The organism is Streptomyces millisiae, from assembly GCF_031845425.1.
Classification (GTDB): domain Bacteria; phylum Actinomycetota; class Actinomycetes; order Streptomycetales; family Streptomycetaceae; genus Streptomyces; species Streptomyces millisiae.
Genome location: NZ_JAVREM010000007.1, coordinates 19,086 through 43,156, shown reverse-complemented (window position 1 = coordinate 43,156; position 24,071 = coordinate 19,086). Strand labels below are relative to the sequence as shown.

22 protein-coding genes and 1 pseudogene are annotated in these 24,071 nt (G+C 70.4%); 5 read left to right on the top strand and 18 right to left on the bottom strand.

What is annotated here, in order from left to right; all coding sequences use genetic code 11:
• Positions 1 to 42: 42 nt before the first annotated feature.
• The 3 genes from RNC47_RS09475 to RNC47_RS09465 form a co-directional block, all read right to left on the bottom strand.
• On the bottom strand, positions 43 to 1,788 hold the full coding sequence (locus RNC47_RS09475; RefSeq protein ID WP_311597322.1) for a transposase: 1,746 nt from the start codon (positions 1,786 to 1,788) through the stop codon (positions 43 to 45).
• Positions 1,785 to 2,171 (bottom strand): hypothetical protein, encoded by a 387-nt coding sequence (locus tag RNC47_RS09470; RefSeq protein WP_311597321.1) that lies wholly within the window; start codon positions 2,169 to 2,171, stop codon positions 1,785 to 1,787. The genes RNC47_RS09475 and RNC47_RS09470 overlap by 4 nt, the downstream gene beginning before the upstream one ends.
• 216 nt (positions 2,172 to 2,387) lie before the next feature.
• Entirely contained in the window at positions 2,388 to 2,753 is a 366-nt protein-coding gene (locus tag RNC47_RS09465) for a hypothetical protein (RefSeq protein ID WP_311597320.1), read from the bottom strand.
• Positions 2,754 to 2,890: 137 nt separating this feature from the next.
• Between RNC47_RS09465 and RNC47_RS09460 the strand changes: the two genes are divergently transcribed.
• Positions 2,891 to 3,232 carry a helix-turn-helix domain-containing protein gene (locus tag RNC47_RS09460; RefSeq protein WP_311597319.1) on the top strand — a complete coding sequence of 114 codons (342 nt, stop codon included), beginning with the start codon at positions 2,891 to 2,893 and terminating at the stop codon, positions 3,230 to 3,232.
• Positions 3,233 to 4,511: 1,279 nt separating this feature from the next.
• On the opposite strand, the gene RNC47_RS09455 is transcribed toward RNC47_RS09460, so the two are convergent.
• From RNC47_RS09455 to RNC47_RS09410, 10 genes are all read right to left on the bottom strand, one after another.
• Complete coding sequence (locus RNC47_RS09455) at positions 4,512 to 5,312, bottom strand: class I SAM-dependent methyltransferase (RefSeq protein ID WP_311597317.1); 801 nt, start codon at positions 5,310 to 5,312, stop codon at positions 4,512 to 4,514.
• A gap of 46 nt (positions 5,313 to 5,358) precedes the next feature.
• Positions 5,359 to 6,228 carry a phytanoyl-CoA dioxygenase family protein gene (locus RNC47_RS09450; RefSeq protein WP_311597315.1) on the bottom strand — a complete coding sequence of 290 codons (870 nt, stop codon included), beginning with the start codon at positions 6,226 to 6,228 and terminating at the stop codon, positions 5,359 to 5,361.
• The gene (locus RNC47_RS09445) at positions 6,225 to 8,360 is read right to left on the bottom strand and encodes a phosphoketolase family protein (protein ID WP_311597313.1); all 2,136 of its coding nucleotides are present in this window, start codon (positions 8,358 to 8,360) and stop codon (positions 6,225 to 6,227) included. The genes RNC47_RS09450 and RNC47_RS09445 overlap by 4 nt, the downstream gene beginning before the upstream one ends.
• Positions 8,357 to 9,484, bottom strand: coding sequence for a GGDEF domain-containing protein (locus tag RNC47_RS09440; protein WP_311597311.1), 1,128 nt, complete (start codon positions 9,482 to 9,484; stop codon positions 8,357 to 8,359). Before RNC47_RS09440 ends, RNC47_RS09445 begins: the two co-directional genes overlap by 4 nt.
• Entirely contained in the window at positions 9,484 to 10,221 is a 738-nt protein-coding gene (locus RNC47_RS09435; protein ID WP_311597310.1) for an HAD family hydrolase, read from the bottom strand. Before RNC47_RS09435 ends, RNC47_RS09440 begins: the two co-directional genes overlap by 1 nt.
• A complete protein-coding gene (locus tag RNC47_RS09430; protein ID WP_311597308.1) occupies positions 10,218 to 11,405 on the bottom strand; it encodes an enolase C-terminal domain-like protein in 1,188 nt (395 codons plus the stop codon). The genes RNC47_RS09435 and RNC47_RS09430 overlap by 4 nt, the downstream gene beginning before the upstream one ends.
• The gene (locus RNC47_RS09425; protein WP_311597306.1) at positions 11,405 to 12,469 is read right to left on the bottom strand and encodes a radical SAM protein; all 1,065 of its coding nucleotides are present in this window, start codon (positions 12,467 to 12,469) and stop codon (positions 11,405 to 11,407) included. The genes RNC47_RS09430 and RNC47_RS09425 overlap by 1 nt, the downstream gene beginning before the upstream one ends.
• Before the next feature lie 51 nt (positions 12,470 to 12,520).
• A complete protein-coding gene (locus RNC47_RS09420; protein ID WP_311597305.1) occupies positions 12,521 to 12,952 on the bottom strand; it encodes an ATP-binding protein in 432 nt (143 codons plus the stop codon).
• 200 nt (positions 12,953 to 13,152) lie between these two features.
• Complete coding sequence (locus RNC47_RS09415; RefSeq protein ID WP_311597303.1) at positions 13,153 to 14,391, bottom strand: helix-turn-helix domain-containing protein; 1,239 nt, start codon at positions 14,389 to 14,391, stop codon at positions 13,153 to 13,155.
• A gap of 80 nt (positions 14,392 to 14,471) precedes the next feature.
• The gene (locus tag RNC47_RS09410) at positions 14,472 to 15,524 is read right to left on the bottom strand and encodes a helix-turn-helix domain-containing protein (protein ID WP_394814738.1); all 1,053 of its coding nucleotides are present in this window, start codon (positions 15,522 to 15,524) and stop codon (positions 14,472 to 14,474) included.
• 429 nt (positions 15,525 to 15,953) lie between these two features.
• Between RNC47_RS09410 and RNC47_RS37585 the strand changes: the two are divergent.
• Positions 15,954 to 16,163, top strand: a pseudogene (locus tag RNC47_RS37585) (hypothetical protein); the annotation flags it as partial.
• A 160-nt stretch (positions 16,164 to 16,323) separates the two neighbouring features.
• Here the strand turns inward: RNC47_RS37585 and RNC47_RS09400 are convergent.
• From RNC47_RS09400 to RNC47_RS09390, 3 genes are all read right to left on the bottom strand, one after another.
• The gene (locus RNC47_RS09400) at positions 16,324 to 16,947 is read right to left on the bottom strand and encodes a hypothetical protein (protein ID WP_311597299.1); all 624 of its coding nucleotides are present in this window, start codon (positions 16,945 to 16,947) and stop codon (positions 16,324 to 16,326) included.
• Positions 16,948 to 17,109: 162 nt separating this feature from the next.
• Positions 17,110 to 18,504: an IS1380 family transposase gene (locus tag RNC47_RS09395; RefSeq protein ID WP_311597266.1), complete on the bottom strand. Its 1,395-nt coding sequence runs from the start codon at positions 18,502 to 18,504 to the stop codon at positions 17,110 to 17,112.
• Positions 18,505 to 18,608: 104 nt separating this feature from the next.
• The gene (locus tag RNC47_RS09390) at positions 18,609 to 19,031 is read right to left on the bottom strand and encodes a hypothetical protein (RefSeq protein ID WP_311597298.1); all 423 of its coding nucleotides are present in this window, start codon (positions 19,029 to 19,031) and stop codon (positions 18,609 to 18,611) included.
• A gap of 466 nt (positions 19,032 to 19,497) precedes the next feature.
• Here RNC47_RS09390 and RNC47_RS09385 point away from each other — a divergent pair, with 466 nt between their 5' ends.
• On the top strand, positions 19,498 to 19,872 hold the full coding sequence (locus tag RNC47_RS09385) for a recombinase family protein (protein ID WP_311597297.1): 375 nt from the start codon (positions 19,498 to 19,500) through the stop codon (positions 19,870 to 19,872).
• A 530-nt stretch (positions 19,873 to 20,402) separates the two neighbouring features.
• The gene (locus RNC47_RS09380; RefSeq protein WP_311597295.1) at positions 20,403 to 21,410 is read left to right on the top strand and encodes a C40 family peptidase; all 1,008 of its coding nucleotides are present in this window, start codon (positions 20,403 to 20,405) and stop codon (positions 21,408 to 21,410) included.
• A 140-nt stretch (positions 21,411 to 21,550) separates the two neighbouring features.
• Here RNC47_RS09380 and RNC47_RS09375 read toward each other — a convergent pair whose 3' ends face one another.
• Together RNC47_RS09375 and RNC47_RS09370 are read right to left on the bottom strand one after the other, a co-directional pair.
• Positions 21,551 to 22,072 (bottom strand): hypothetical protein, encoded by a 522-nt coding sequence (locus tag RNC47_RS09375; RefSeq protein WP_311597293.1) that lies wholly within the window; start codon positions 22,070 to 22,072, stop codon positions 21,551 to 21,553.
• A 175-nt stretch (positions 22,073 to 22,247) separates the two neighbouring features.
• Positions 22,248 to 23,258: a DUF4007 family protein gene (locus tag RNC47_RS09370; protein WP_311597291.1), complete on the bottom strand. Its 1,011-nt coding sequence runs from the start codon at positions 23,256 to 23,258 to the stop codon at positions 22,248 to 22,250.
• 63 nt (positions 23,259 to 23,321) lie between these two features.
• Here RNC47_RS09370 and RNC47_RS09365 point away from each other — a divergent pair, with 63 nt between their 5' ends.
• The gene (locus RNC47_RS09365; RefSeq protein WP_311597290.1) at positions 23,322 to 23,906 is read left to right on the top strand and encodes a hypothetical protein; all 585 of its coding nucleotides are present in this window, start codon (positions 23,322 to 23,324) and stop codon (positions 23,904 to 23,906) included.
• Positions 23,907 to 24,071: the final 165 nt, after the last annotated feature.

Sequence of the window (24,071 nt, the reverse complement as noted above, 5' to 3'; positions counted from 1 at the left end):
CATCGCGTGGTGCAGGGGGGATGTGGGGCGCTTACGGGCGCGTCAGCTCGGTGGTGTGCCGGCGAGTGTGGTGAGGGTGGCGGTCCGGCGGCGGGCTCGGGTGCGTTTGGCCGTGGCGGGAGCCGGTTGGGGTTCGTCGAGGTGGGTGGCCCAGGGGTCGGGGCGGCGGCGTTTGGCGTGCCAGTCGCGGAGGAGGACGTGGTTGAGTCCGGCGAGGGCGAAGGCGATCAGGACGCGGTTCTTGGTGGTGCCCATGACGCGGGTGAAGCCGCGGTCGAGGTGGAGGCGGTGGGTCTTGGCTTCGGCGTTGCCGGATTCGATGGCGGCGCGGCGGCCGTAGTCGGCGGCCCAGGCGGTGGTGCCCCACAGGGCACGCTGGCGGGTCCAGGGCATCGTGTTCGGCGGCAGGGTGAGGGTTTTGCCGCAGGCGCAGTCGGTGCCGGGGGCGCAGGTGGTGGTGGGGCGGGTGTGGGGTAGCCGCATGGAGGGCGGGTGGTTCGGGCAGCGGAGTTTCCCGGCGCGGGCAGGCCCCTTCAGCCGCTGGTAGCCGTCACGGTCGGGGCGACTGTGAGGAGTGAAGGCGTAGGCGGCGCGAGCGTCGTACCGAGCCCGTAGGGCCTGCTTCTTGTCGGTCGGCATGCCGATGGGGAAGCCGGGCAGGTCGCGCCAGGTGGTGGGGAGGGCGTCGGTGAACAGGGCGCCGTCGAGGATGATCGTGCCGGGGATCGGGCCGGGGTGGGTGCCGCGCTGGTTGGTGTGGAGGTCGATGACCGGTTCGATGCCGCGGGCCCGTACGGGGTAGGCCCACCGCTCGGGGGTGCAGTAGGAGTAGCCGCGGTCGGCGATCACTTCGGCCAGGTCCGGCTGGTGGGCGCGGACTTGGTCGATGAGGGCGATGCCGGCGTCGCCTTTGTGGGAACCGGCGGGGGGTAGGTGCATGCCGGTGAAGGCGAAGGGCACCTCGGGGCCGCCCAGGGCGCGGGCGTTGACCGTCAGGTGGAGGTCGTAGCCGCAGAAGACGCCTCCACGGGCGCCGTTGCTGCCGGAGCGGTAGCCTTCGCGGGCGTCCGGGTCGAGGGTGTGCTGGGCGCGGCCGTCGTGCCCGGTGCGTGGCCAGCCGAGCTGGTTCGGCGGCGGCTTGGCCTTCTTCGCCTCCCGCCGTTCTTCCGCGTCCGCGGGCAGGTGGTCGGGGTCGACGTCGGGTGTGCGGGCCCAGGAGCGGCGGCGGGCCCAGGTCTCGTAGTCGGTGGAGTCGATGGCCACCGCCCCGGTCAGCTGAAGGCTCTCGGGCAGGGAGGCGCGCAGGAGCCGGCCGGTGAACGTGCTCAGGGTGATGGGCTGGTGAGGGCAGTCGTCGGGGCAGGGCAGCACTTCGCCGGTGGCGGTGTCGGCCTCGGGATGGTTGTGCGGGATGGCCAGTGCCCCGGCCTGAAGTGCGGCGACGAGGCGGGTGAAGGCGTGCCAGAGCATTCGGTAGGTGTCTACGTCGTGGGGCAGGCCGAGTTCACGGCGCGCGGAGGGCGGGAGTTCGCCGAGGGTGTGGAGGACCTTGGTCAGGTGCATCTCGCCTTGCCGCAGCCCGTGGGTGGCCAGGCCCACCAGCAGCGCGCGGGCGGTGAACTCCCTGGGCGCCCCGGTGGCGGCGTGGAGGTGGGCTTCGACGGCGGGCAGGAGTCCGGAGCGTTCCACCAGCAGCTTCGCGCGGCGGTATGCCTGAGCGAGGGTGAAGGGCCGCACCCCGGTGCGGTGCAGCGGCAACAGCGGCTCCCCGCCAGCATCCTGGTTCACCCGGTGGCCTCCGGTGGGTCGGTCAGCGCGCGGGCGATGGTGCGCGCCGCTTCCGGTTCCGGCAGGCGGGGCAGGTGGGGGACGAGGTCGATCAGGGTGCCGGTGCTGACCAGGCCGGCGGCGGCCAGGATCTCCGGCAGGGGTACGCGGGCGGCCAGCAGGGTGACCAGCCAGGTGGTGCGCAGCCGGGGGGAGACCAGCGGCGGCAGCCAGGCGGGGACCTCGATCCGGCTGGTGAGCTGGTTGAGGCGGTTCTTGCTGGTGTCGCTGGCGGTGCCAATCAGCGGCTGGTCGGGGTAGCGGGCGGCCAGGGTGCGCATCAGGGGCGCGTAGGCGTCCAGCACGGGGATCTCGCGTGGGCGCTGTCCGCCGACGGCGAGCACCGTGACTCCGTCGCGTTGGGTGACGGCGGAGCCGGTGATGGTCAGGTGCTCGCCGGGCCACAGACCGGCGCCGAGTCCGCCGGCCAGCAGTCCCCAGGCCGCACGGGTACGGGCTGGGGTGGGCTGTGTGCCAGCGATCTGAAGGAAGCCGGCGACCTCGGCGTCACTGTAGGGAGGGGCGAGCCGGTTGCGGGCCAGCGCCGGTGGGTGCGGTGGCTAGGGGGCGCGGCGGGTGATCGCGCGGCCGACGGCAGTGAGCTGGGAGCGGTGGGTGCGCCGGGAGGAGTCCTTCAGCTCGGGCAGCCCGACCGCCACGAAGTGCTCGACCCGATCCGGGGTGAACAGCGTCTCGACATCCAGCGGCAAGCCCTGTTCGAGGGCCCACACGCACAGCCGCGCGACGGGGCCCAGGTGTTGGACGGCCGCCCAGGGCGAGATGGGGCCGAAGTCGGTAACGGCCTTGCGGGCGAACGGCGCCACCTCCTGCCACGCCTCGATGGGCAGGGCGCGGGGTTCGTACAGGGCGATGGCGGTCGGCACGTCGGTCACGACGACCCCGCCCATGACGAGCGGACGCGGCACGGAATGCTCCCCCACACCAGAAGTGGTCTTATAAGACCTGGTCTTGTAAGACCATTCTGGCATGTTCGAACGCTGTTCGCATCAAAATCCGGTACCGGAAATGCGGTCATCGGCCTGGGGGCGGATACCGTGAAGGAATGCCGCGCAGTCACGGAGACGCTGCCCCCGCCAGCTACCTGGCCCACGGCCGGTGGCCGGACGGGCGGCTGCGCGCCGACGCCCCCATCAGCGCGGTCTACGCCCAGGCGTTCGCCCGCCGGCTGCGCGAGGTGATAGACGAGCGCGGGCTGAACCCGTTCGCGGTCGAGCGGGTCACCGGCGTCAACCGGCGCACCATCGAGCGCACCCTGAAAGGCCAGGTGTTGCCGGACTTTGGTGCGATAGCGCGCCTGGAAGCGGCGTTGGATGTGGATCTGTGGCCTGGCCGGCAGCGTGAAGACGCCGACGAGGGTGCGGAAGAGCGTAGCCAAGCGTTGTGAACCGCCCAACGCCCAAGGGAAAGGGCACACGTTCGGGTGACGGGTCACACTGGGCGGCGAGCGGATGGCGAGTGTGCTGTTACGCTCTCAGACGCGCGGCTGGACCCGTTGAAGATGACCATTGATCGGTGACGTCGTGCACTTCTGGCACCTCCGGGGCCTCATCCCGGAGGTGCCGGCTTTTGTGCGGCTATCCGCTCCCCGGCGCCGCTTCTCGTGCTCCTGGGGCCAGTTGATAATGAACGGACTTTCGGCCGGGATCTTTGTGCTTCACCAACTCCCCGCGGGCCACCATGTTGTTCAGAGCGATACGCAGCCTGCGGTGGCTGGGCACTCCGATGGCGTCACACAGTTCCATCGCTGACCACATCTCCTTCGGCGATTGACGCATCACCGCCAAGACCCTTTGCCGCTGTGTGCCCTGCACAGGCCCGGCTGGGACATCGCTGGAAGCCGCCGGCGTGGACGGTGCGGCTGGTGGCTGAGGTGGTCGGCCGTCCTCCGCTGTGTCGTAGGCCACGAGCGTCTGACCAGCCCGAACGGCCAAGGCCAGGGCCTTCCGCCCGGCAGAGTCGGGCGCCTGGGGGGACGGGAGGACGGGCTGGTCGTCCTGTCGTCCATCCGCTGCGGGGGCCGGGCGGATATCGCTGCCGGGTGAGCGCGGTCCGGGGATAGTGAGCCGCTGCAACAGTGCTTCGCTACTGGCGAGCTGTTCCAGCGTGATAATCACCTCGCCCAGATCTCGGGCGTGTTCCTCGGCTCCAGCCTTCTGCTGGCGCGCCATCGCCAGGAGGTCATCCACGGAATGCCGGGTAAGGAGCTGCATCCACGAGGTCATAGAAGCCACGGGAAGGACCCTAACCGTGATAGGAAGCCACCTTCCAGCCCGCGCCCATACGATCACCTGCGAGAGTGAAGGGAGGGAGCTTCCTAACGGGATAGACGGCCCAAAGGTTTTGAGGAGAAAGTCGTCCCGCATTGCGATTATTGGACGGTCCCCATGGTTGATAGCGAGGGCCGGAAGCTGCTGGCAGTCTGCCGGTCGTGAATCCACGGCCAGGTGACAGGTAGCGCTCTGCGACTGAGGCCGTGGCAGGTGGTCGGTATGAGACAGCGGTAGCAGGGCTGCGACCGGCTGGGTTCTCCGGTCACAGCCCCGTCGCCGCCCTCGCCAGCCCGGTCCCCGGGCTGGCGGCAGGCGACGCCATGCCGTCGCCGTGTGAGCGTGTGGAGAGGGGCGGCCCCCCGCACGTCACGGCGAGCGGGCCGCGCGTTCGTGTCAGGGGCGGGTGGCGATGATGGCTTCGGTGCGGATGATCTCCTCGAAGCGGCCCTCGGGGTTGAAGTCGAGCAGGGCTGCGCGCAGGTTGTGTTCGAAGGCGTCCTTGGCGTCGCCGAGTTGGGCGGGGCTGGAGTAGGAGAGGCTGAAGACGTAGCCGATCACGTCGTCGGTCGTGCGGATCAGGGTGCGGTCCCAGTGCGTGGTCTCGATACGGGAGAACGGTGAGCGGGCCAGGATGTCTTGGTGGCGTTCCCTCGGGTGGGTGTAGGTGCTGGAGCCGGCCCGCCGCTGGGGGCCGAGGTAGCGGGTGCGGACGTCGGCGACGACGTCGAGCCAGGGGGCGGGTTGGATGTCGCCGGGGGCGCCGCCGGAGGCGAGGACGACCCCGCCCTCTGGGGCGATGATCCGGTCGAGGTCGCGCAGGACCTGGTCGCGGTCCATCCAGTGGAAGGCGGCGCCCATCACGGTCAGCAGGACTTCGCCGATGTCCATCCCGGGGAGGGTGGTGGAGTCGCCGTGGCGCCACGCGATGTTGGTGACGCCGCGTTCCGCGGCGAGTTTGCGGCCCTCGTCCAGCATGCCGGGTTCGGGATCGACGGCGATCACCTCAGCGGCGAGTGCGGCGAGGGGGAGGGCGAGGACGCCGGTGCCGGTGCCTAGGTCGAGGATGCGCTGCGTGCCATCGAGGGCGAAGCGTTCGGCGAGCAGGTCGTAGAGGGCGGGGTCGTAGCCGGGCCGGTGGCGGGCGTAGTAGGGGGCGGTGGAGGCGAACAGTTCGGCGGGCGTGTAGGTGGGCATGGGTCCAGTGTTTCGTGTGGCGGTGGTGGCGGGCTGTGCTTCGGCGTCAGGAATGGGCCGGGGTGGCGGTCAGGTGGTTCCACCAGTCGCGCAGCGGCTTGGCGCCGTTGCCTTCCTGGGTGACGGAGCCGTCGGGGTTGCGGTCCGGGGCACCCAAGAGTTGGCGTTCGACGTCGCGGAGTTCTTCGCGTTGGAGGAGGTCGGGTGCGGGGTCGTCGAGGGGAGCCAGCCAGCGGTAGCCGTATTGCATCATGATCGCCAGGCGGGGGTGATCGGAGGTGTTCAGGCCGCCGGCGTGCCAGGTGCGGTTTTCGAACAGCACCGTGTCGCAGGGGCCGATGTCGGGGGTGAGAGCGTCGGGTGGGTCGATGGCGCCTTCGGGGACGGTGACGGGGCCGGTGCGGGTGTGGCTGCCGGGGACGAACATGGTGATGCCGGCGTCGGGGGCGGGGTCGCTGAGGAAGTAGGCGGCTTTGATCGACAGCCGGGGGATCGTCTCGCTGCCCAGGTCGCGGGTGGCTGCGGACATGTCGCGGTGCCAGCCGTGGCGGGTGGGGATGCGGATGGTGCGCTGGCCGCCGGGCGGGATGGAGGGCAGGTGGATCAGGTTGCTGGACATCAGGTGGAGGTCGGTGCTGAGGAGGGCGACGAGGGTCGGCAGCACGGCGGGGTTGGCCACGAGCGGGAGGAAGGTGTCGTCCATGGCGACGATGCCGCGGAATCCGTCCTTCCCGTCGGCGCTGCGGTCCCGCCCGGCGGTGCGGCCGGAGTCCAGCAGGCGCATGGCCGCGCCTGCGGCCTGTTCGCGCCAGCGCGGGGTGATGGCGTCGCGGAGGATGACGTAGCCGTCGCGTTCGAACGCGGCCAGGGTGTCCGGTTCGGGCGGGGACGCCGCGTCGAGTGTGGTGGGTGTCATCGGCCGTGCTCCTTGAGCATGTGGGTGGCCTGGGCTGAGAGGGCCGGTGCCGACAGACGGCAGTGTTCGAGCAGGCCGGCCGGGGTGGTGGGGCGGCCGGGGTCCCGGTAGCCGACGACAGTGAACCGGTCGGCCTGGCCGCGGGCGGCCAGCAACGCGCGGACGGCTGCCGGGTAGGTGGGGACGGCCAGCAGGACGGGGGTAGCGGTGCCGAACAGGCGGGCGAAGGTCTGCTCCCGCAGGCCGTAAGGCCACTGGGGCGCTGGGCCGAGGACGGCCAGGTCGTTGATGTGCACGTAGCGGAATGTCACGTCAGGCCGTGTGGTGCGCAGGGTCTGTGCGGCGGCGGTGAGTTCGCGGGCGGGGATGTCTCCGGCGGAGGCCAGGACCAGGTCGGGACGGCCTCGGTCGGTGAGCTGGGGCCAGATCGCGGCACCGTCGGTGAGCTCGTCACGGAAGGGGCCGGGCGGGAACGCCGGGCCGGGGTGTTTGTCGGTGATCAGGAAGTTGACGCGGTCGCGGCCGGTGAGCATGGCGGCCAGGACGGCGGCGGCCCTGGGGGCGTCGGCGGGGGTATAGACGTGGACGAAGCTGTCTTCGAGTTCCAGCATGGCCGAGGCGAGGCCGGGGTTTTGGTGGGTGTAGGTGTTGCGCCAGCCCAGCGAGGTGATCAGGTAGTTGATGCTGGGCAGGCCGCCGGTGCCGGTGCGATAGGCCAGGCGGCGGTGCTTGAGGTGCTGGGCCAGCAGGCTGGTGTTGATGGGGGCGAACGCCTCGTAGGTGGCCAGCAGCGCGTCCCGGCCGGTCTCGGTGTAGCCCTGGAGCCATGCGTGGCAGATCTCCTCGTTGAGGATCTCGACCGCCCAGGGCGGCAGCGCGCCGTCGTCGGCCAGGTTCAGGCGGTTGGAGGCGATCTCGTCCGGGCTGAACAGCCGGAACTCTCCGGCGGCGGCGCGTTCGCGTATCACCGCGCTGACCCGGTGCCAGGGCTGCCCACCCATGGCCGGCGCCGGCTTCGCGGCGGCGGGAGCCTGCTGTCGCGGGCTGGGCAGAGCCTGGCGGATGAGGTCGCTGGGGCGCCCCTGGGCGGTGAACAGCTCGGCGGGCCGGTAGGAGGCCAGCCACTGGGCCAGCGCTGTGAACTCCGCGTCGCTGCGGCGGGGATCTTTCAGCGGGGTCTTGTGGACGGCTGGGGTGCCGGCAATCCGGCGTCCGGCGACCTCGTTGGGGCCGGTGTGACCCTTGGGCATGGTCAGCACGATCACCGGCTGCCGCCCGGGCTCGCCGAGCGGCCTCAGCCGGGCGAAGGCGGCGGCCAGCAGCCGGCGGAAGCCCGCCAGGTCGGTGCCGTCGTGGATCAGCGGCTCATAGCCCAGGCCGGTGAAGTAGCCGCGCACATCTTCCCCGCTCATGCCGGCCAGCAGGGAAGGGCCGCCCATGCGCAGGCCGTTGGCCAGCACCACCGGCAGCACCGCCCCGTGATCCCCGCGTGCGAGGGCCCGGCGGGCGAGCCAGGCCGCGGCCATCGCGCCGGTCTCCAGTTCCCCGTCACCGATCAGGGGGACGACCAGCCGGTGCGGGGCATCGAGCACCATGCCCTGCGCGACGGCCAGGGCCGGGCCGAGCTGCCCGCCGGTGTGCCGGATACCGGGGATGAGGGGAGTGATCTCTCCGCCGAACCGTTCGGGGTGCGGGAAGCCTGCGGTCAGGGCCCGCAGGGCGGGCATCGACCAGCCCGGAGTGCCGACGGCCTGATCCAGGGCGCCGGTCAGGTAGGCGTGGGCGAGCGCTGACGGGCCGGCGTGCCCGGCGCCGTGGAGGACCACCAGCTCGGCGCCGGGCGGGCGGCATGCGGCCAGCGGGCCGAGGTTGGCCAGCATCCAGTTCACCGGCGGGCAGACTCCCCAGTGCCCGCGCGGTGTCTCCTTCACGTCCTCCCGGCGCAGGGGCCGGGCCAGGCGGGGATTGTCGGCCAGGTAGAGCTGGGCGGCCGACAGGTAGTTCAACGCCCGCCAGCAGGCGCCTACGGCCTCGGTGGGGACGCGGGCGGCGGCCTGGGCGGCCGTCTGTTCCCAGTCGGGGAAGACGGTGGCAGCGCCGGCCCGGTCGGTGGCGGGCAGGGACAGGGTCATCGCTGGCTCCTGGTGCGGGTGGCGATCGCGTCAACAGCGGCGGTGATGCGGGCGGTGCGGATGGCCTCGGTGGCCGATTCGGTGATCAGGTGAAGCATCTGGGCCTGTTCGTGTGCGGGCAGCACCGCCCAGGCCAGGCCCGCCCGCTCAAGGGAGGCGGCCAGGTCACCGGGGACGCCGCGCAGCGTGGGCGGGCGGATGGCCCGCAGCGCCAGCGGGAGCGGCCCGGCCGGGGGTGAGACGGCGGGGACGGCGGCCTGCCCGTTCAGGGAGACCACGACCTCGGTCTTCGCGCCCAGGTCGGGGTAGGTGACGCGGAAGCGCCGCCCGCGCAGGCCCGTAGGGCCCGCGCAGGGCAGCAGCAGCGCTGTCCGCCCGGCCAACGGGGCGGGGCGGGCCAGCACGTGCAGCGTCTCCTCACCGGCCGGCAGGGGCAGCAGCGTCCGAGACACGTCCCCGGCCGCTGGGGCCGGCGGCTCGGTGACGGCGATCGTGCCGCCCCGGCCGCCCTCCTGCCGGCGGGCGGCCTTGTGGGCGAACAGACAGCGGTCCACCGCCGCCAGCAGCCGGTCGGTGAAGGTGTGCTTCCACCCGTTGCCTTCCCGCTCGACGGGCAGGTGCCCGTCGGCAGTGACGGCCAGCGCGAAGGACACACCGGTGGGCAGCGCGGCGGCCAGCCGGTTGCGCAGATCGGCGACGGCGCGATGGAAGGCGGCCGGGTCATCGATCGCGGCGGCGATGATCACCTCGTCCCCGCCGAAGGTGGCCGCGCAGCCGGCCTCGAAGTGCTGCTGGTGGAACCACTCCCGGGTCACCGCCCCGAGCCGGGCCATGACCTTGTTGCCCGCCAGGTGCCCGTAGGAGCCGGGCTCGGTGGCGTTCGCCCGCTCGACGTGCTGCTTGAGCCCGTCGACATCGCCGATCGCCAGCGCGGCCATGCCGCCTGCGGCCAGGGTGGCGGCCAGTTCACGCGGCAGGCTGCTGTGGAAGTCCGGGAAGGCGATCAGGCCGGTCAGCGGGTCTTCGCGGCTGCCCGCGCACCAGGACTTCAGCGGGAGCCGGGTGGGGTCGAACAGCGGCACCGAAGCGGACAAGGACTCCATGGACTGAGCGCTGGGGTCCATCACGGCCGATCTCCTTCTTCCGTGGAAGCCGTCTGCCGGGCGGGGTGTGCGGGCAGCAGGGTGGGCAAGGCGGCCAGCGTGCGAATCAGCACGGCCGCCTCAGGGACCGGCCCGGTGGGACCGGTCGTGGTGGGGCGGCTGAGAAAGGCCGCGTGCCAGCCGGCCGCCAGGGCGCCTGCCGCGTCCGCCCGGAGCGAGTCCCCGACGTGCAGCAGCTCGTGTCCGGGCAGGCCGGAGACCTTCTCGATGGCGGCGAACGCCGCCCGCTCGGGCTTGATCGCCCCGCAGTCCGCCGAATAGACCACCGCGTCCAGCAGCCGCTGGTAGGCCGGGGGCTGGTCGGGGATGGAGGAGCCCAGGGAGTTGGTCAGGGCGAACAGCGCGAACCCGCGCTGCCGCAGCAGCGTCAAGGTGCCTTCGGTCTCCTCGAACAGCTCCGGGTCCACCGCCCGTTCCCGGGCCTCGCGCAGCACCGCGGCCAGCCGGCCGGCCAGAGCCGGGCGGCGGAAGGTGGTGGCCAGGTCGTGGGCGAGCTGGTCGGGAGCGATCCGGCGGCGCTTCGCGCCGTCTTCCATCACCGTCCTGGCGGCCGTCAGGGAGATGCCCAGCAGCGCGGCGACCTGCCCGGTCGTCGGCAGGGTGTCGGGACGCACCAGGGTGCCACCCAGGTCGAAGCAGACCCCTCTCACCCCGGTGAAGCACGTCAGGCAGCGGCTCCGGGCCGCGGTCGCGGTCACGCGCCGGTCACCTCCCACACCGGCCCGGCGTCCACCCGCGCCAGCGGCCCGGCCAGGCCGAGCGTGGTACGAACCGGCAGGTGGCCGGCCGTGACGGCGAGGGGAGTGGTGTAGATCTGCTGCCGCAGCGGCTCAACGGTCAGGTGGTATTCGACCGCCGGGACCATGTCCCGGCAGCAGACGGCGGCCAGCGCCAGCGCGGCCGGCAGATGGGCGCCGTGCGGGAGGGTGGGGATGCCCAGCGAGCGGGCCAGGTCGGTGGTGTGCAGCGACCTGGCCAGCCCGCCGGACCAGCCCGGGTCGGTCTGCCAGACATCGACGGCCTCCCGCGCCAGCAGCCGCACCTGCTCGGCCTCGTCCACCGCGTGCTCGCCCGCGGCCATCGGCACCGGCCAGTGTGCGGCCCGCAGCCGGTGCCAGCCCCACGACCCCGGCGCCACCAGCTCCTCGGCGAAGGCGACCTGAAGCTCGGCGAGCACCGGCAGCAGCCGCATCGCCTCATCCAGCCGGGCCCGGCCCAGCCCGTCCACCATGAACCGGCTCTCGCCAGATGCTTCCCGTAACGCCCCCAGCAGCCGGGCAACCGCCTTGGGCCCGGCGTCGATCAACTCCTTGGTCAGCGGCCACTTCTGGCCCCAGAACCCGGCCTCCGCGATCCAGGAGGCCGCCGCCGGGGCCGCCGGGTGTCCGGGGTCAAGGCCGAGCGCGGAGGCGTAGGCCGGGACGCGGGAGCGCACCCGGCCGCCCAGCAGATCCACCACCGCCCGGCCCGACGCCGTCGAGGCCAGGTCCCAGCAGGCCAGCTCGACGGCCGAGGCCGCCGCCCGCGCGTGCGCCCCGGACCGGTGACGCCCCGTGGCCGGGCGATGCACCAAGCGGCGCGGCGCGCCGGCGTCGTGCCCGATCAGCCCCGCGGCCAAGTCGTCGGCGATCACCTGCCAGACGGGGCCGGAGAGCGGGGCGTGCCAGCCGGAAGCGCCCTCGCCCACCAGCTCCAGCGCGAACCTCTCCCGGTGCTCGGCCCACGCCGGGCCCGCCGGGGCCACCGCCGCGGCGGCGATCTCCTGCGGCAGACCGCCCGGCAGCCCTTCCCGCTGGGCCGGAAGCCGCCAGGCCCGCACCGCCCGGACCATGGAAGCGGAGGTCTGGGCGGCGCGCGTGCCGGCCGTGACCGGGCCGGTCATCACACACGCTCCCCGGTCAGGTCCTCACCAGCGAAGGTGAAGCACCAGGGGCTGCGGTAGTTCTGCCACCACGCCGGCCGCAACCCGGTGTCCTCGAAGAGTCCTTCGAGGCTGCGGCGCATGGTCAGGTGCCACTCGATGGTCTCCGACCCCGGTGTGCGGTAGATGTCCATGAACGCGTTGTGGGCCTGGTAGGTCTGGAACCGCGGGAACGTGGTGGTGACGGGGACGAACCGCTTCAGGTGCTCGATCGCCTCCTCGATCGGGTCCAGGCCGACGATGTAAGTGAAGTCCGTGGTGATCCCCCGCTCCTTCGCCTCACCCAGCACGGCCACCATCGCCTCGGGACTGAGCTTGGCCTTGGATTCCTTGAGGATCTGCGGCCGGCCGGTGAAACACTCCGCCGTCAGTGTCAGGTGGAACGGCCCCAGCCGCGCGGCGGCGTCCAGGCCCTCCTCGGTGGTCAGCACCGAGGACAGGAAGTGCAGCGTGCCGGTACAGCCGTTGGCGCCCATCGCCGAGCGGACTTCGGCCAGGTGTTCCAGCGCCAGGTCCTCGCGCAGGAAGCAGCCGGTGCAGACCGTCACCGTCTCCACCCCGGTCAGATCGGTCATGCCGGAGTTCGCCGCCAATGTGCCCAGATAGCCGGCCAGATCCAGCGCCCTGATCTTCGGGTCGGAGGCGTCTTCGAGAGTGTTGGGGCAGAACACGCAGCCGGTGCACTGCGAGCGGGCGTTGGAGTTCAGCGTGAGCATCCGCCGCCCGCGCCGCCAGTAGCCCAGCACCGCGTCGTCGTCCTCGATCCCCTCGATCTCGCCGACCTTCTCCCCGGCCAGCCGCAGCTCGTTCTCATCCAGCTCGAACGGCGAGTCGGCCCGGCCCAGGGCTAGGATGAGGAACAGCGGCTCATCCGGGCGGGAGTCCAGGCGGAGCCTGAAGCGCATGCGGGGCTTGGCAAGCGGCGAACGCGCCCCGCAGGCGTTCAGCGCGATCAGCAGGACATCCTCGGGGTTGAACCTCCACTGCGCGGCCACCTGCTGAAGGTGGCCGACCGATTCGAGCATCCCTTGTCTCCCTCGTCCTTGTGTCTCAGGTGCGGCGATGCGTGGAGCCAGTCAGCAGGCGGCCCGCTCCGTGGCCGGTGCCAGCGGCAGCCGGACGACGATCCGCTTGCCGCCGCTGTCCTCGTCGGCGACCACCTCATGGCTGCCGCCGGCCTCTGCCGCCAAGGCCGCCACCACAGCCAGGCCCCGCCCGCCCTCGGCGTGAGCGGCCAGCAGGGGAGCGGGCCGGAAAGGGTGAGCATCCGCGACCGCCAGCGACAACGCCTCCGCGTCCGCCGCGAGCGTGACCGTCGCGGTCGGCGAGAGCACCGCGGCATGCCTGACGACATTGCCGACCAGCTCGGTGACGATCAGCGACGCGGCGAACAGCAGGTCCTCACCAATCCCCCAGTCGGCCAGCACCTTGGCCGCCTCCCGGCGGGCCAGCGGAACGTGCTCGGGCACGGACAGCACATGGAAGACGTGGCGTTCGTCGGCGGACATGGACTGCGCCTCCCTCCTCCCAGGGCCACACAGCCCCCGGCATGTCACCGAAGGTAGGAGGGGAATCACACAGCGGTGTTCATCGTGGTGAACCCACCGCCCTCGAACGCCAGCGCGAGACTCCACCGGCCCGGGGGCAGCCGCACGGGCAAGGTGACCAGCCCCGGACCGGCGCCGGGCTCAACACGGTTGGAGGAAGGTCAGATGACCAGGCCCATGCGATGGGCCAGGCCCCGCAGGTCCCGTGCCACGTGGGAGGGCAGTTGCCGGTCGAGGAGGAACCCAACGGTCTCACGCACCAGCGCGCCGGCGTGGACACGCTGCGGCGCGATCTGCTCGGCCTCCAACAGCGCGGCAACCGCCTCGGCCTCGCGGCCCCGCACATGAGCCAGCGATCGGCCCAGATCGGAGTGGAAGGCGGCCTGCCGTCCAGGAGCGTCCAGCAGGCCGGGGTGCACCCGCGCCGCGGCCTCAACGGCCGCGGTGTGCAGGCCGAGGTCGGTGTTCAGGCTCACCTTGTGGATACCGACGTTCGTGGGGCCGAAGTTCAGATGCCAGGCCCTCGTCTCGCCGGTGCGGGCCGCCAGCTTCGCGGCTTCGGCGAGGTGGCCGCCCACCTCCACCTCCCGGGCGCGGCCCGGCCGCCGCTTGTCCAGGGTGATCGAGGTCGCCGAGATCAGATGCAACTCTCCCAGCAGCGCGTGCGCCGCCGGGGTGACCAGGTTCCGCTCCAGCTCATCGACCGCGGAACGCGCCCGTGCCAGGGCCTGGGTGGGGCTGCCGGCGGCCATGAGCACGTGGGTCTGAAAGAAGCCCGACAGCGCGGAGTAGACCGGGTCTTCCAGCTCGGCGATGACCTCCGCCGCGCGGGAGACCGCGATGAACGCCAGGTCGGTGTAGCCGAGGTTCTTCAACAGCAGCGTGCAGGCCGGGTGGTAGGCGTCCGCCAGCAGCCTCAGCATCCGCCGCCACCCCCTTCCCCGTTCCATCTCGGCGGCGGTGTGCAGGTCGGCCAGCAGAGCGGGCAGCGCGGCCGTCAGCGTGCCGTACTCGGCCGCGTGGTAAAGCCGGTTGGCCTGAGCCACCCTCCCCGCCAGGACTTCCGGAGGCTGCGCGGACCGACCCTGCGGCACCACAACCGGGTTCAGGCCCATCAGGGCCAGCCGCAGCGCCGGGATCGCTTCATGGGCGGCGGTGGCGTGCGGGTCGGCCGGCGGGTGGGGCTGGCCGGTCAGCTCGGCCGGGGAGACCTGCAAGACTTCGGCGAACGCGGCGATCAGGCTGGAACGGTCCAGCAGCCGCTTGCCGTTCTCCACCATCGACAAGAACCCGACCGAGCACCCCGCAAGCCCGGCCAGCTGCCGCAGGCTCATCCCCCGCTGACGGCGATGGGAGCGCACGCGCTCGCCGATCCGCCTGGCCCGTTCCGCCTCGTCCATCGCCCCACCTCAACTCCAGGTCACACGCCTGTAGCGTAGAGCGAAATTCCCTGCTGTTGACAGCACTTCGCGCCCCTGGTTCATCGCAGACCCGCCCGGGCGGCCATCTGGTGCAGCAGCGCGGCCTCGGCCGTTCCACCCGTGCGGGCCGGCAGCGCGGTCAACAGTTCCCGGGCGAAGGGGTCAAGCCGCAGCCACAGCGGCGCCGCTTCCTCGGCCGCCCGCAACCAAGCCGCAGCCTGCCCGATGTCCTCCCGGCGGGCCTCGGCCGCCGCAGCGGCCACCAACGGGCCCACCCGCCCGGCCGGTTCCAGCGCCGCCACATCCAGCGACCGCGCGCCTTCGGCCGCCTCCTCGACCTCCCCGCACTCCACCGCGACCGCGACCCTGGCGGCCGCCACCCGGGCCGCCGCGGCGGCATCCCCCGCTTCCCTCCCGGCCACCTGAAGGACGCGGGCAGCCATGCCGGGACGTCCGGCCATCGCGTGGGCGAAGGCGACCAGCAGCGGCAGACCTTCCTCCCGGCCCTCAGACCCGGCGCGCTCAGCACGGGCCAGCGCATACTCCGGCAGCCCCATGTCGATCAGCAGCCTCACCTCCTCCACCAGCACCGCAGGCGGTTCGGCCGCCCCCACCCAAGCCCGGTGCAACAGCAGCCAGGCCAGATCCCGGTAGCCCAGCCGCCGCAACAGCCCGGCCGCCACCACATGCACCCGGCCCCGCAGCTGCGCCACCCGGTCCCGCTGAGCGGCCCGGGCCATGGCCAGCAGCGCGTCACTGTCACTGATCAGCCCCGGCAACCCAGCAGCCAGCGCCTGCTCATCCCCACCGGCCGCGTCCGCGGCCACCGCCTCGGTGCGGGCGGCCAGCTCCTCCACCGTTACCGCCACAGCCCCGGCGGGACGGTCCTTGGCAATCGCGCGCCGCAGGTGGAAGGCCACCGCCCGCGCCTGCCCGTGCTCCTCGCCGGCCGGCGGGTAAGGCTGGCCCGTCAACTCACCCGGGTCCAGCCGCAGCGCTGAGGACAACACCGCCAGGCTCCCCCGACGGTCCACCCACTCCTCGCCCGACTCCAGCCCGTCGATCCGCTCCGGCGCCAGCCCACACCGGGCCGCCAGGTCCGCGACCGACATCCCACGGCGAACGCGCCAAATCGCCAGCCGTACCCCGATCGGACCAGCCAGTGCCGGCCTGCCGTTTCCTTGGTGCATCAACGCCGCTCGCAACTACCCCTTGGCCCAGACAGTTCACCGCCGAGGGGCCCATTCCCCCGTTTCTCCCGGACGTCACAACAGCCGCATCAAACCCTCAGCACGACACACGGTAGTCATCGTCCCCGCCCCACGCGAACCCACGACCACCGCCGCATAGCGCTCTGCCAGGCCAGGCCAGCGCCGCTCGTACAACGCCCCCGATCAGCTACTCCGTACTGCCATTGCTGTCGCGCAGGACCAGAACAACCCGCCGTACGCCGTCTCCCTCCGCAACACGGCATACCCATCGACGACTTCCGCGCCGTCGAACACCGCAGGCTCGGTCGGCGCTGGGCCGGTCAGCGGACCATCGCCGCCGTCGCCCAGCTGAAGGCGGGGGGCCACGAGATCCGGGACGAGGACATCGCCCGGCTCTCCCCGCTCAAGCACCGCAACCTGAACCTGCTCAGCCGTTACAGTTTCACCGCCTCGACCCCGGCCGCCGGCTGCCTGCGCCCACTGCGCGACCCGGACGCGGTCGAGCTGGACGACGATGACGATGGTCACGAGGGCGGGTAGTTCTCCCACCTCTCCAGACCACCGGTGGCGATGGGGCCGGGCGTTCAGGCGGTGGCGCATCCGGCAACGTCAGCGCCTCAGTCAAGCCACGAGGCGGCCCCAGGACCTCAGCCGACGGGGCCCCATGGGTTGTGCCTGGGATGTCGCACGCGCCCTCTCGTCAGGACACTGGGAGGAAGAACCAGCGACGCCCGTCGGACGGGGTGTTGTGGAGGGGTGCGCCGACCTTTCCGTCCTCGGCGAGGAGGGAATGAGGTCCGTGGTGAAGGGAGTAGCTGCTGTCGCCATAGGGGTATGCCTGCCAGTTCGCATCGCTGGCCGCGGTCATGGCTAGGGTGCCGTCCGGTGCTCGTACTAGCGCGGGGGATGTGCCCGCGGCGCCGGTGGGTGTGCGCAGCTGGATGCTTGCCCCATCGGCGGGGGCGAGCTCGAAGACATCGTCTGCGTCAGGGACGGCGGGCTGTGACCAGTCGGGGCTGTACAGTTCCAGGAGGCCGTCGGCGCCACGGCGTAGGACCTTGCCGGTACCTGCAGCGGTGATACGCACGAGCTGCTTCTCGGACGTTCCGGACAGCCCGATCACCTCGATGACCGGTTCCTTCCTCAGCACGAGGGTAAGGGTGTGGCAGCCGAGTCCGGGCTCAATCTCTTTGCCGTCTCCATTGTGATTGAAGTAGTAATCCTTGTACTTGTATTCCAATACGCCGAAGTCGTTGGTACTGAGAGCGAAAGCGCTCTGGCCGAGGAAGTCGTCTCCCGGGTGCTGATTGAGCAGTTTCCACATGGTCAGTGCCGTCTTAGCCTCGATTCACCGATCGGATTCCGAGGTGAGCGTTTCTGCGTTCTCGGTGTGGTGGCCGGTTGGAGGGCATGTCGTACTCGCTGGTCTGCCCAGCTTTTCCACGTCGGTTCCGGTTGGGCCCTGGTGGGCGGGTGGGTGGGTTGGTCAGAGGGCCGGTGGTGCGTGGGCGGTGTGGAACAACTCGGAGAACGCCTCGTGCCAGGGCCATCGCCGGGGCAGGTGCAGTGTGAGGCGTCGGGCGGAGCGGGCGATCCGGGCGGGGACGTGGACCAGGTGAGTGCGGATAGTGGCGGTGGTGGCCTTGGCGTGGAACGCTCCGGCCAGGGCTCCTGCCGCTCTCAGCAGGTTGTAGGACATCGCCCACAAGCTCAGCCAGGCCGCGTTGGCGTTGAACTTCCCCGAGGGCAGGTGGGCGAGAGGTCCGGCTTTGCCGTCGGCGATGACCTGCTCGATCACGGCGTGGTGGCGGTGGTGCCGTTCGGCCTGGAGGGTTTCGAAGGGGCTGTCGGTGAAGAACGGGTGGTGGCGCCAGACGGGGAACAGCTCGCCCTGCTCGCCGACGGTGGCGGGTTTGGCCAAGTCACGGACCCGGCGCACGATCAGCCGGGCGGTGACCTGTTCGGTCTTCTTCCGGCCGGTGAAGGCGGTGTAGGAGGGGATCTGGGCGACTTCGGCGTCTGAGATCAGCTCGCCGGTGTCGGGATCGATGACCGCCCTCGGATAGCGGATCGGCGTCCACGCGTCCTCGGGCATGGCGGCGATGGCCCGCTTGATCGACGGGTTCATTCCCGTCGTGATCGAGAAGTGGGTGCCGTTGCGGCGGCAGGCGGCCACCACGTCGGCGTTGTAGAACTGGCTGTCCGCGCGCAGAATGCGGATCCCGGTGCAGCCGGCCTCGATCGCGCCCGCCAGTGCTTCGGTGACGAACCGCTCCGCGCCGCGGGAGTCGGCCGCCTTGCCCTGACGTAGTCGCACCGCGGCGATCACCGGCCGGGAGATCGGCGTGCAGATGGTGGCCAGCAGCGGATGCAGGGTGCGGATGCCCTTGAACCGGCCGACCTGGGCGCCCTGCTTGGCGGGTCCGAACACCCGCTTGTGCGTGGAGTCGACATCGACGAACGCCACCGCGTCCGCGCCGGGCAGCAGCGGAGTCCGGGCGGCCAGCTCCGCGAGGAACCGGCGGTGAACGGCGTGCAGTTGCAGACCATGGCCGTGGGTGAAGGAACGCAGGAACGTCCCCAGCGTCGACGGGGCCCGTATCCCACCGAACAGCGCCGGCATCGCCCCGTGCCGCAGCCGGTCGGCGTCCTCGATACTGTCCGCCCCCGCGCACATCGCCGCGATCAGCGACGTCACCTTCGCCGCCGGGTTCGCCCCGCCACCATTGACCGCCCCGTCGATGCGCACGGTCTCGCGGACCAGCTCCGACAGCCGCCCCCGCGCGGCAAGACGCATCACCGGGACCAGACCGGCGTCCGCGACCAGGTTCGGGTCATCGAACACCGCGGACACCGCACATGACGGCATGGAAGAATGCATCCCGGAGATGCACCTCCGAACTGGTCGAGTAGAAGCCTAGAGAACTCCTATTCTCCCAGGTCAGAGCGCATCTCCACTTTCATGTCCAGACACTGGACCAGCCGTCACCCGGTGAATCGAGGCTTAGCGACATCGATCGCGGTTGACGCGATCTCGCCCATTGCTTGCTTGAGAGCCTCGGCACCGAGTGCGTACAGGTCGAACTTGGACATTTCTGGGAACATGCGCTCCACGAACTCATTGGCAATATTCATGGCCTTGTCGAAGTTCGCGTCGTCCTCCTCCCAGCATGTGATGTCGACAGCAAGTCCACCATGGGCCAGTGGGTCGGCCCAGATGATTTTCTTGATGTCGAACGAATCTCCCGAGTCGACGGATTCGAATGTTTTGGTCCTACCGGTCTCCTTCCTCGTGCCGTCGGTCGCGGCGAAAGGAAAGTAGACCTCGTCGGCGTCGCTCCACTCGTCCGACTCCTGGATGCACTTGAAGCTGTCCATTTCCAGGATGTGGATGTTAGTGCCAGTCATGCTGCTGTTCCTTCCCGTGACGGGGATGAGAAATCACTGATTGATACGCAAGCGCGGCGCGTTCTTGCCACGGCGAGGGAAGCCAAGAACGCGAGAGAAGAGACGACGCAGAATCCAGGGGCGCGTTGCCATTCGTCAGCGGCGTGGTGGCCGGCGAGGGACCTCCCGACCGCAGGGCGACGCTCGGGTCAATATCCGAGAGTCCTCTTGATCATGACCAATGGCCCGCGACCCGCCGGACTACCACGCCACCCCTTGCACGCCTTCACCCGGAAGGATGCCGCATACCGGTGCCGGTCGCCCAGTACTGTCCCTGTCGGCAAATGAACGATGCCAGGCGGCCGACGCGTCCAATGAACCCGCGGCCCCAGGGGGTTCACGGCGGCTCGAATCCCATCAGATCCGATGGTGAGTGCTGACAGGGTTTGACGACAGGTAGGGTCCGATCCTCCGTACGGAAGGGGCTATGGTGGCGAACCTGGTCTACAAGCGGGTCTCGACCGACCAGCAGTCCACCGCCCGGCAGAACCTCGTCCTGGACCAGGCCGGCATCAAGGACCCCGTCGTCTTCGAGGAGGACCCGGGCACCTCCAGCCGCCTCCCCCCTCCAGCCCTCGAAGTCCGCAAACTGCTCACCCACCCGCAGCCGGGCAACACCGTGCACATCTCCGAGATATTCCGCCTCGTACGCGGCACCGGGCACATCCTCGACGTGCTCGACATCCTCCACCGCGACCAGGTGGCGCTGCGCATCCCCGACGGCGCGATCTCCGCGATGGACCTCACCGCCCGCCACCCGCGTACCGGAGAACCGCTGTCCACCGTGAAGTTCATGGTGTAGACCCTCGCCGCCGCCGGCGAACTCCAGCGCGACCTCCAGCGCGACCTGACCTACGACGGACTGCGCGCGGCAGAGGCCAAGGGCAGCAAGGGCGGACGCCGCCCGCCGTCCCGGCCGACCAGACCGACGCCGTGCGCACCGCGTACCTGGAGGGCCGCTCCATCACCGCCCTCGCCCACGACCACGACGTCAGCCGAGGCGCCATCCGTACCGCCGTTGCCGACCTCCTGCCCGAGTACACGGCCGCCGACCCGGGTGTGCCACCGCCCCCGAACTGCCGGTCGTCCTCGACATGCCAGGCAAAGTCGCTGACTTCCTGCGCGCCGTGGATAGAGCCACCAGGGGCAACCACCGGCCTCACCCCCGCGGCGGGCACAGAGCAAAACGCGACAAGAAGATGTGCTGGGTCGAGAGCTTAGGTTGTGCTGGGGGCACGCTACAGGGCCTGAAAGAGCTGGTCAGCGAGTTATGCGAACAACCCACCACCTGAACCCCCGTCACCGAATCTACGAAAGGCGGCGACCACCCCGATGTTCAAGATCACAACCGCGGTGCTGGGCGGCCTGCTGCTCATCATCGCACTAGGCACCGCCGGCGCCAGCGGCATGCTCTCCACCCTCGCAGGACAAGGAACCAGCCCGCCCAGCCGCACCGCCATGGAAGACATCCCCGCCGAAAACTTCACCCTCTACACCGCCGCCGCCCAGACCTGCCCCGGCCTGGACTGGTCCGTTCTGGCTGCCATCGGCAAGATCGAGACCAACCACGGCCGCTCTACCCTGCCCGGCGTGAGCAGCGGCGAGAACTTCGCCGGCGCCCGCGGCCCCATGCAGTTCCTCCAGCTCACCTTCGACTCCGTCGTCGCCGAACACCCACCACCACCAGGCGGGGCACACCCGCCCTCGCCATACAACCTCCACGACGCCGTCTACGCAGCAGCCGCCTACCTATGCGACTCCGGCGCCCGCGACGGCCGCGACCTCAACGCCGCGATCTTCGCCTACAACCGCGCCGACTGGTACGTCGCCGACGTCCTCGCCCAAGCCGCGCAGTACCAAAGCCCCGCCACCATCGGGGGCGACACCGACGCCGCTCCGGCCGCCCTCACGGCGATCAACTACGCCGAAGGCCAACTGGGCCTGCCCTACCTGTGGGGTGGCGACGGCCCTGCCGAGAACGAAGACGGCTTCGACTGCTCCGGCCTCACCCGCGCCGCCTACGCCGCCGCCGGCATCCAGATTCCCCGCGTCGCCCAAGACCAGTACGACGCCGGACCGCGCGTACCCGCAGGGCAACCTCTCGAGCCCGGAGACCTCGTCTTCTACGGCACGCCCGACAGGATCCATCACGTCGGTATCTACATCGGAGCCGAACAAATGATCCACGCCCCACGAACGGGAGAACTGATCCAGATCGCTCCCTATCGCTACACCGGCGACGACTACGTCGGCGCGACGCGCCCCGCCTTCTCACATCAGCGCGTTGTCCGGGTAGCTATCGGAGATTCCCAGCACCCCGATGGCACCTCGCCAGGATAGAGGCACACTATAGGCTGTTCCCACTCTCCTCTTGCTCACGGATTCCGCCCGGCCGTCGCTGGCCCTCCCGGCCGAATGTCTCCGAGACGGCTCCTCCAGCAACCGGTCAAGAAGCCGTTGCCATGCGCTGATCCTCGCCATCACCTCGCGGATTGAGTGACGACGCGCAGCGCGATGGTGGCCAGGGCAACAACCGCCGACACCGCCCGCAGGGAGTCCTCGGCAGGCCGGAGTGCCGCTGCCATGACCTCGAGGTCGGGAGCGGCGTCTAGAGCGGCTTGGACGAGCTGCTGCACACGCTCTACCTCCTCAGCCTGGCGCTCGGTGTTGGCAATGTCGGCCGCAGTGAGCTGCCGGCCCATGTACCGGGTGACGGCGGCCGTTGCATCCAGGATCCTGAGCGCGTCAACAGGGCCATGCGATGTCAGTGCGATCGCATCCGGATGCCCATCAGGCGTGCGGAACCGGTCGACGGGGCACTTGTTCGCGGTAACCAGCAACAGCACCGCAGATAGGTCGAGCAGTCCCGCCGACCCGTAACGGGCACGCAGCGCCTTGACCGTGGTCATGGCGGCGGGCATGTCGTCGAGGTGGACGCAGCTGTGGACGTAAGCATCACCAGCGCGGGCGATGTCGATCCAGTAGTCGGAACTGCGGGGCACAACGGGTTCTCCTATTCAAAATCGATGGCCCGGGTACGTCCCGGGCCAGGAACTGCAGGCGTGTTCACCTGCTGCGTGTGTTCGTGGTGCGGCTCTGCGGCAGAGCACCGGGGGCAGCATGGAGCCCATGCCGACGACGTCGAGGGAGGGTCGGAGCGCAAGGAGGCCGGCCGCGTCAACGGTGGTCGTCGGGGCCGTTCGGACGGCGGTAGTAGGCGGCCAGGACCCGGTTGGCCAGGATGAGCGGCGGCTCCTCGAAGGCCAGCAGATCCCCGCCTGATGATTCGGCAAGTGCCAGGCCCTGCCCAGCCGGATCTCGGGCGACGTTGGCGATTGCCGTCCGCAGTGCACGCTCGTCAGCAAGCATCAGCCGGCCCGGTCCGCGATCGTCGGTGTGCAGCCGGGACAGCGCCACGGTGCCTGGGCCTTGGGCGCCGCGGTCGTGGGCGTACGTCAGGCAGGCGTAGGCCAGGATGGCGCCGGGCGCGTTGTTGCCCCGCCTGCGGTCCACAAGCAGTTCTCCACGACGGCAGCCAGATTCCCAGTTCGGTGGGGTGAAACGGGCTTCGGGGTCCAAGTCGAGCAGGCCGAGTTGGCGGAACGGGTTGATCACGAACTCCTCCACCGCCCAGGGGTCGTTCTCGCGATGGCGGGTGGTGCCGTACATGGCGGTCAGCGCGGTGATGTCATGCGCGACGACGCTGTCGGCCGGGCGTCGCCAGCCGGTACCCACTGCGGCGTCCTGGACGGCCGCCCGCAGTTCGGCACGGGTAAAGCGCGTCTTCCACCACGAACCAAAGAAGTAGCGGAAGGTGGGGAGGAGGCAAGGCTCGGCGCTCAGCAGCCACCAGTGGAGCAGCCACAGCGTACCGAGGTCCTCCAGGTAGGGATCCGCGCCGTCCTCGTCGAGCAGCCAGTGTCCGCGTGATGTCGGATGGGCCGGGCGCGGCCTTGTGGCGTGGTCGTCGTCTTCGATGAGCCCGAAGGCGCTGGACCAAAACCGCATCGGCCTCACCATCGAGGAGCCGACGCCAAGGGTCACGGTGGCGCCTGGGCGGGCGAAGGCCAGGGGGTCATCATTCAGTGCTGCGTGGACTTTGGCCGGCCATCCCAGGCGCGGAGCGAAGGAATTGTGCCGGCCGAAGGCCGGCGCGCATCCAGCTAGCCGGGCAGGGGCACGAGGCATGCTCTCTTTCCTCTCATGCTGGAGTTGGAGCGCTAACGAAAACTTCTGGATGGGAGAGGATGTGTGCCCGCACCGTGGGAAGGCATCGGAGAACTGCCGCATATGACGAATAGCGCTCACCAAACCGCGTCTCTCATCGTTGCGGAGGATGGCCTCATCGACCACATTCGGCAGCACGCCGGGCTGTCGGAGGCCGCCTACCGCATACCCGAGGATTGGAGGTACCGGAGTCCGTTCCATCTCCTGCTGGCCTTCGGCCGCCGCTTCACCCACACGCCCAGCCCTGAAGGGCTGATCGGCATGCCTGCCCGGCTCTGCTACAGCAACGCAGCCCGCTACGCCTTGGCCCACCGCAGCGAAGGCCTGGTGTACGCCGAGGGGTTCGCCCTCACCCACGCCGAGCTCAACTTCTACCTGCCTCACGCCTGGGTCGTGCGTCCTGACGGGACCGTGCTGGACCCGACCTGGGATGACGCGCCAGGCCGAGCCTACGTCGGCATTCCGATCGCCGACTCCCGACTGTGGCCCGTTGCCGGTGGAGGGCTGCTCCAGGACTTCGACCGGACTTTGCCGTTGCTGCGCAACGGTTTCCCGCCAAATGCGCTTGCTGATCTAGGCCGCCCGCTGATCACGAAAGGTCACTCGTGATCAACCACCACGGGAAAGGATCTCTGGCGTCACAGCAAGTGCCGATGCTAGAGGGGTGGGACACCGCAAACAGCGCGTTTCGTCAGTGCCCAAGTTCGGGGTGTTCATGAGTTCGCTTCGGCTCGGAATGATCCCGGATCACGTCTTGGATCCAAGCGTTGATCC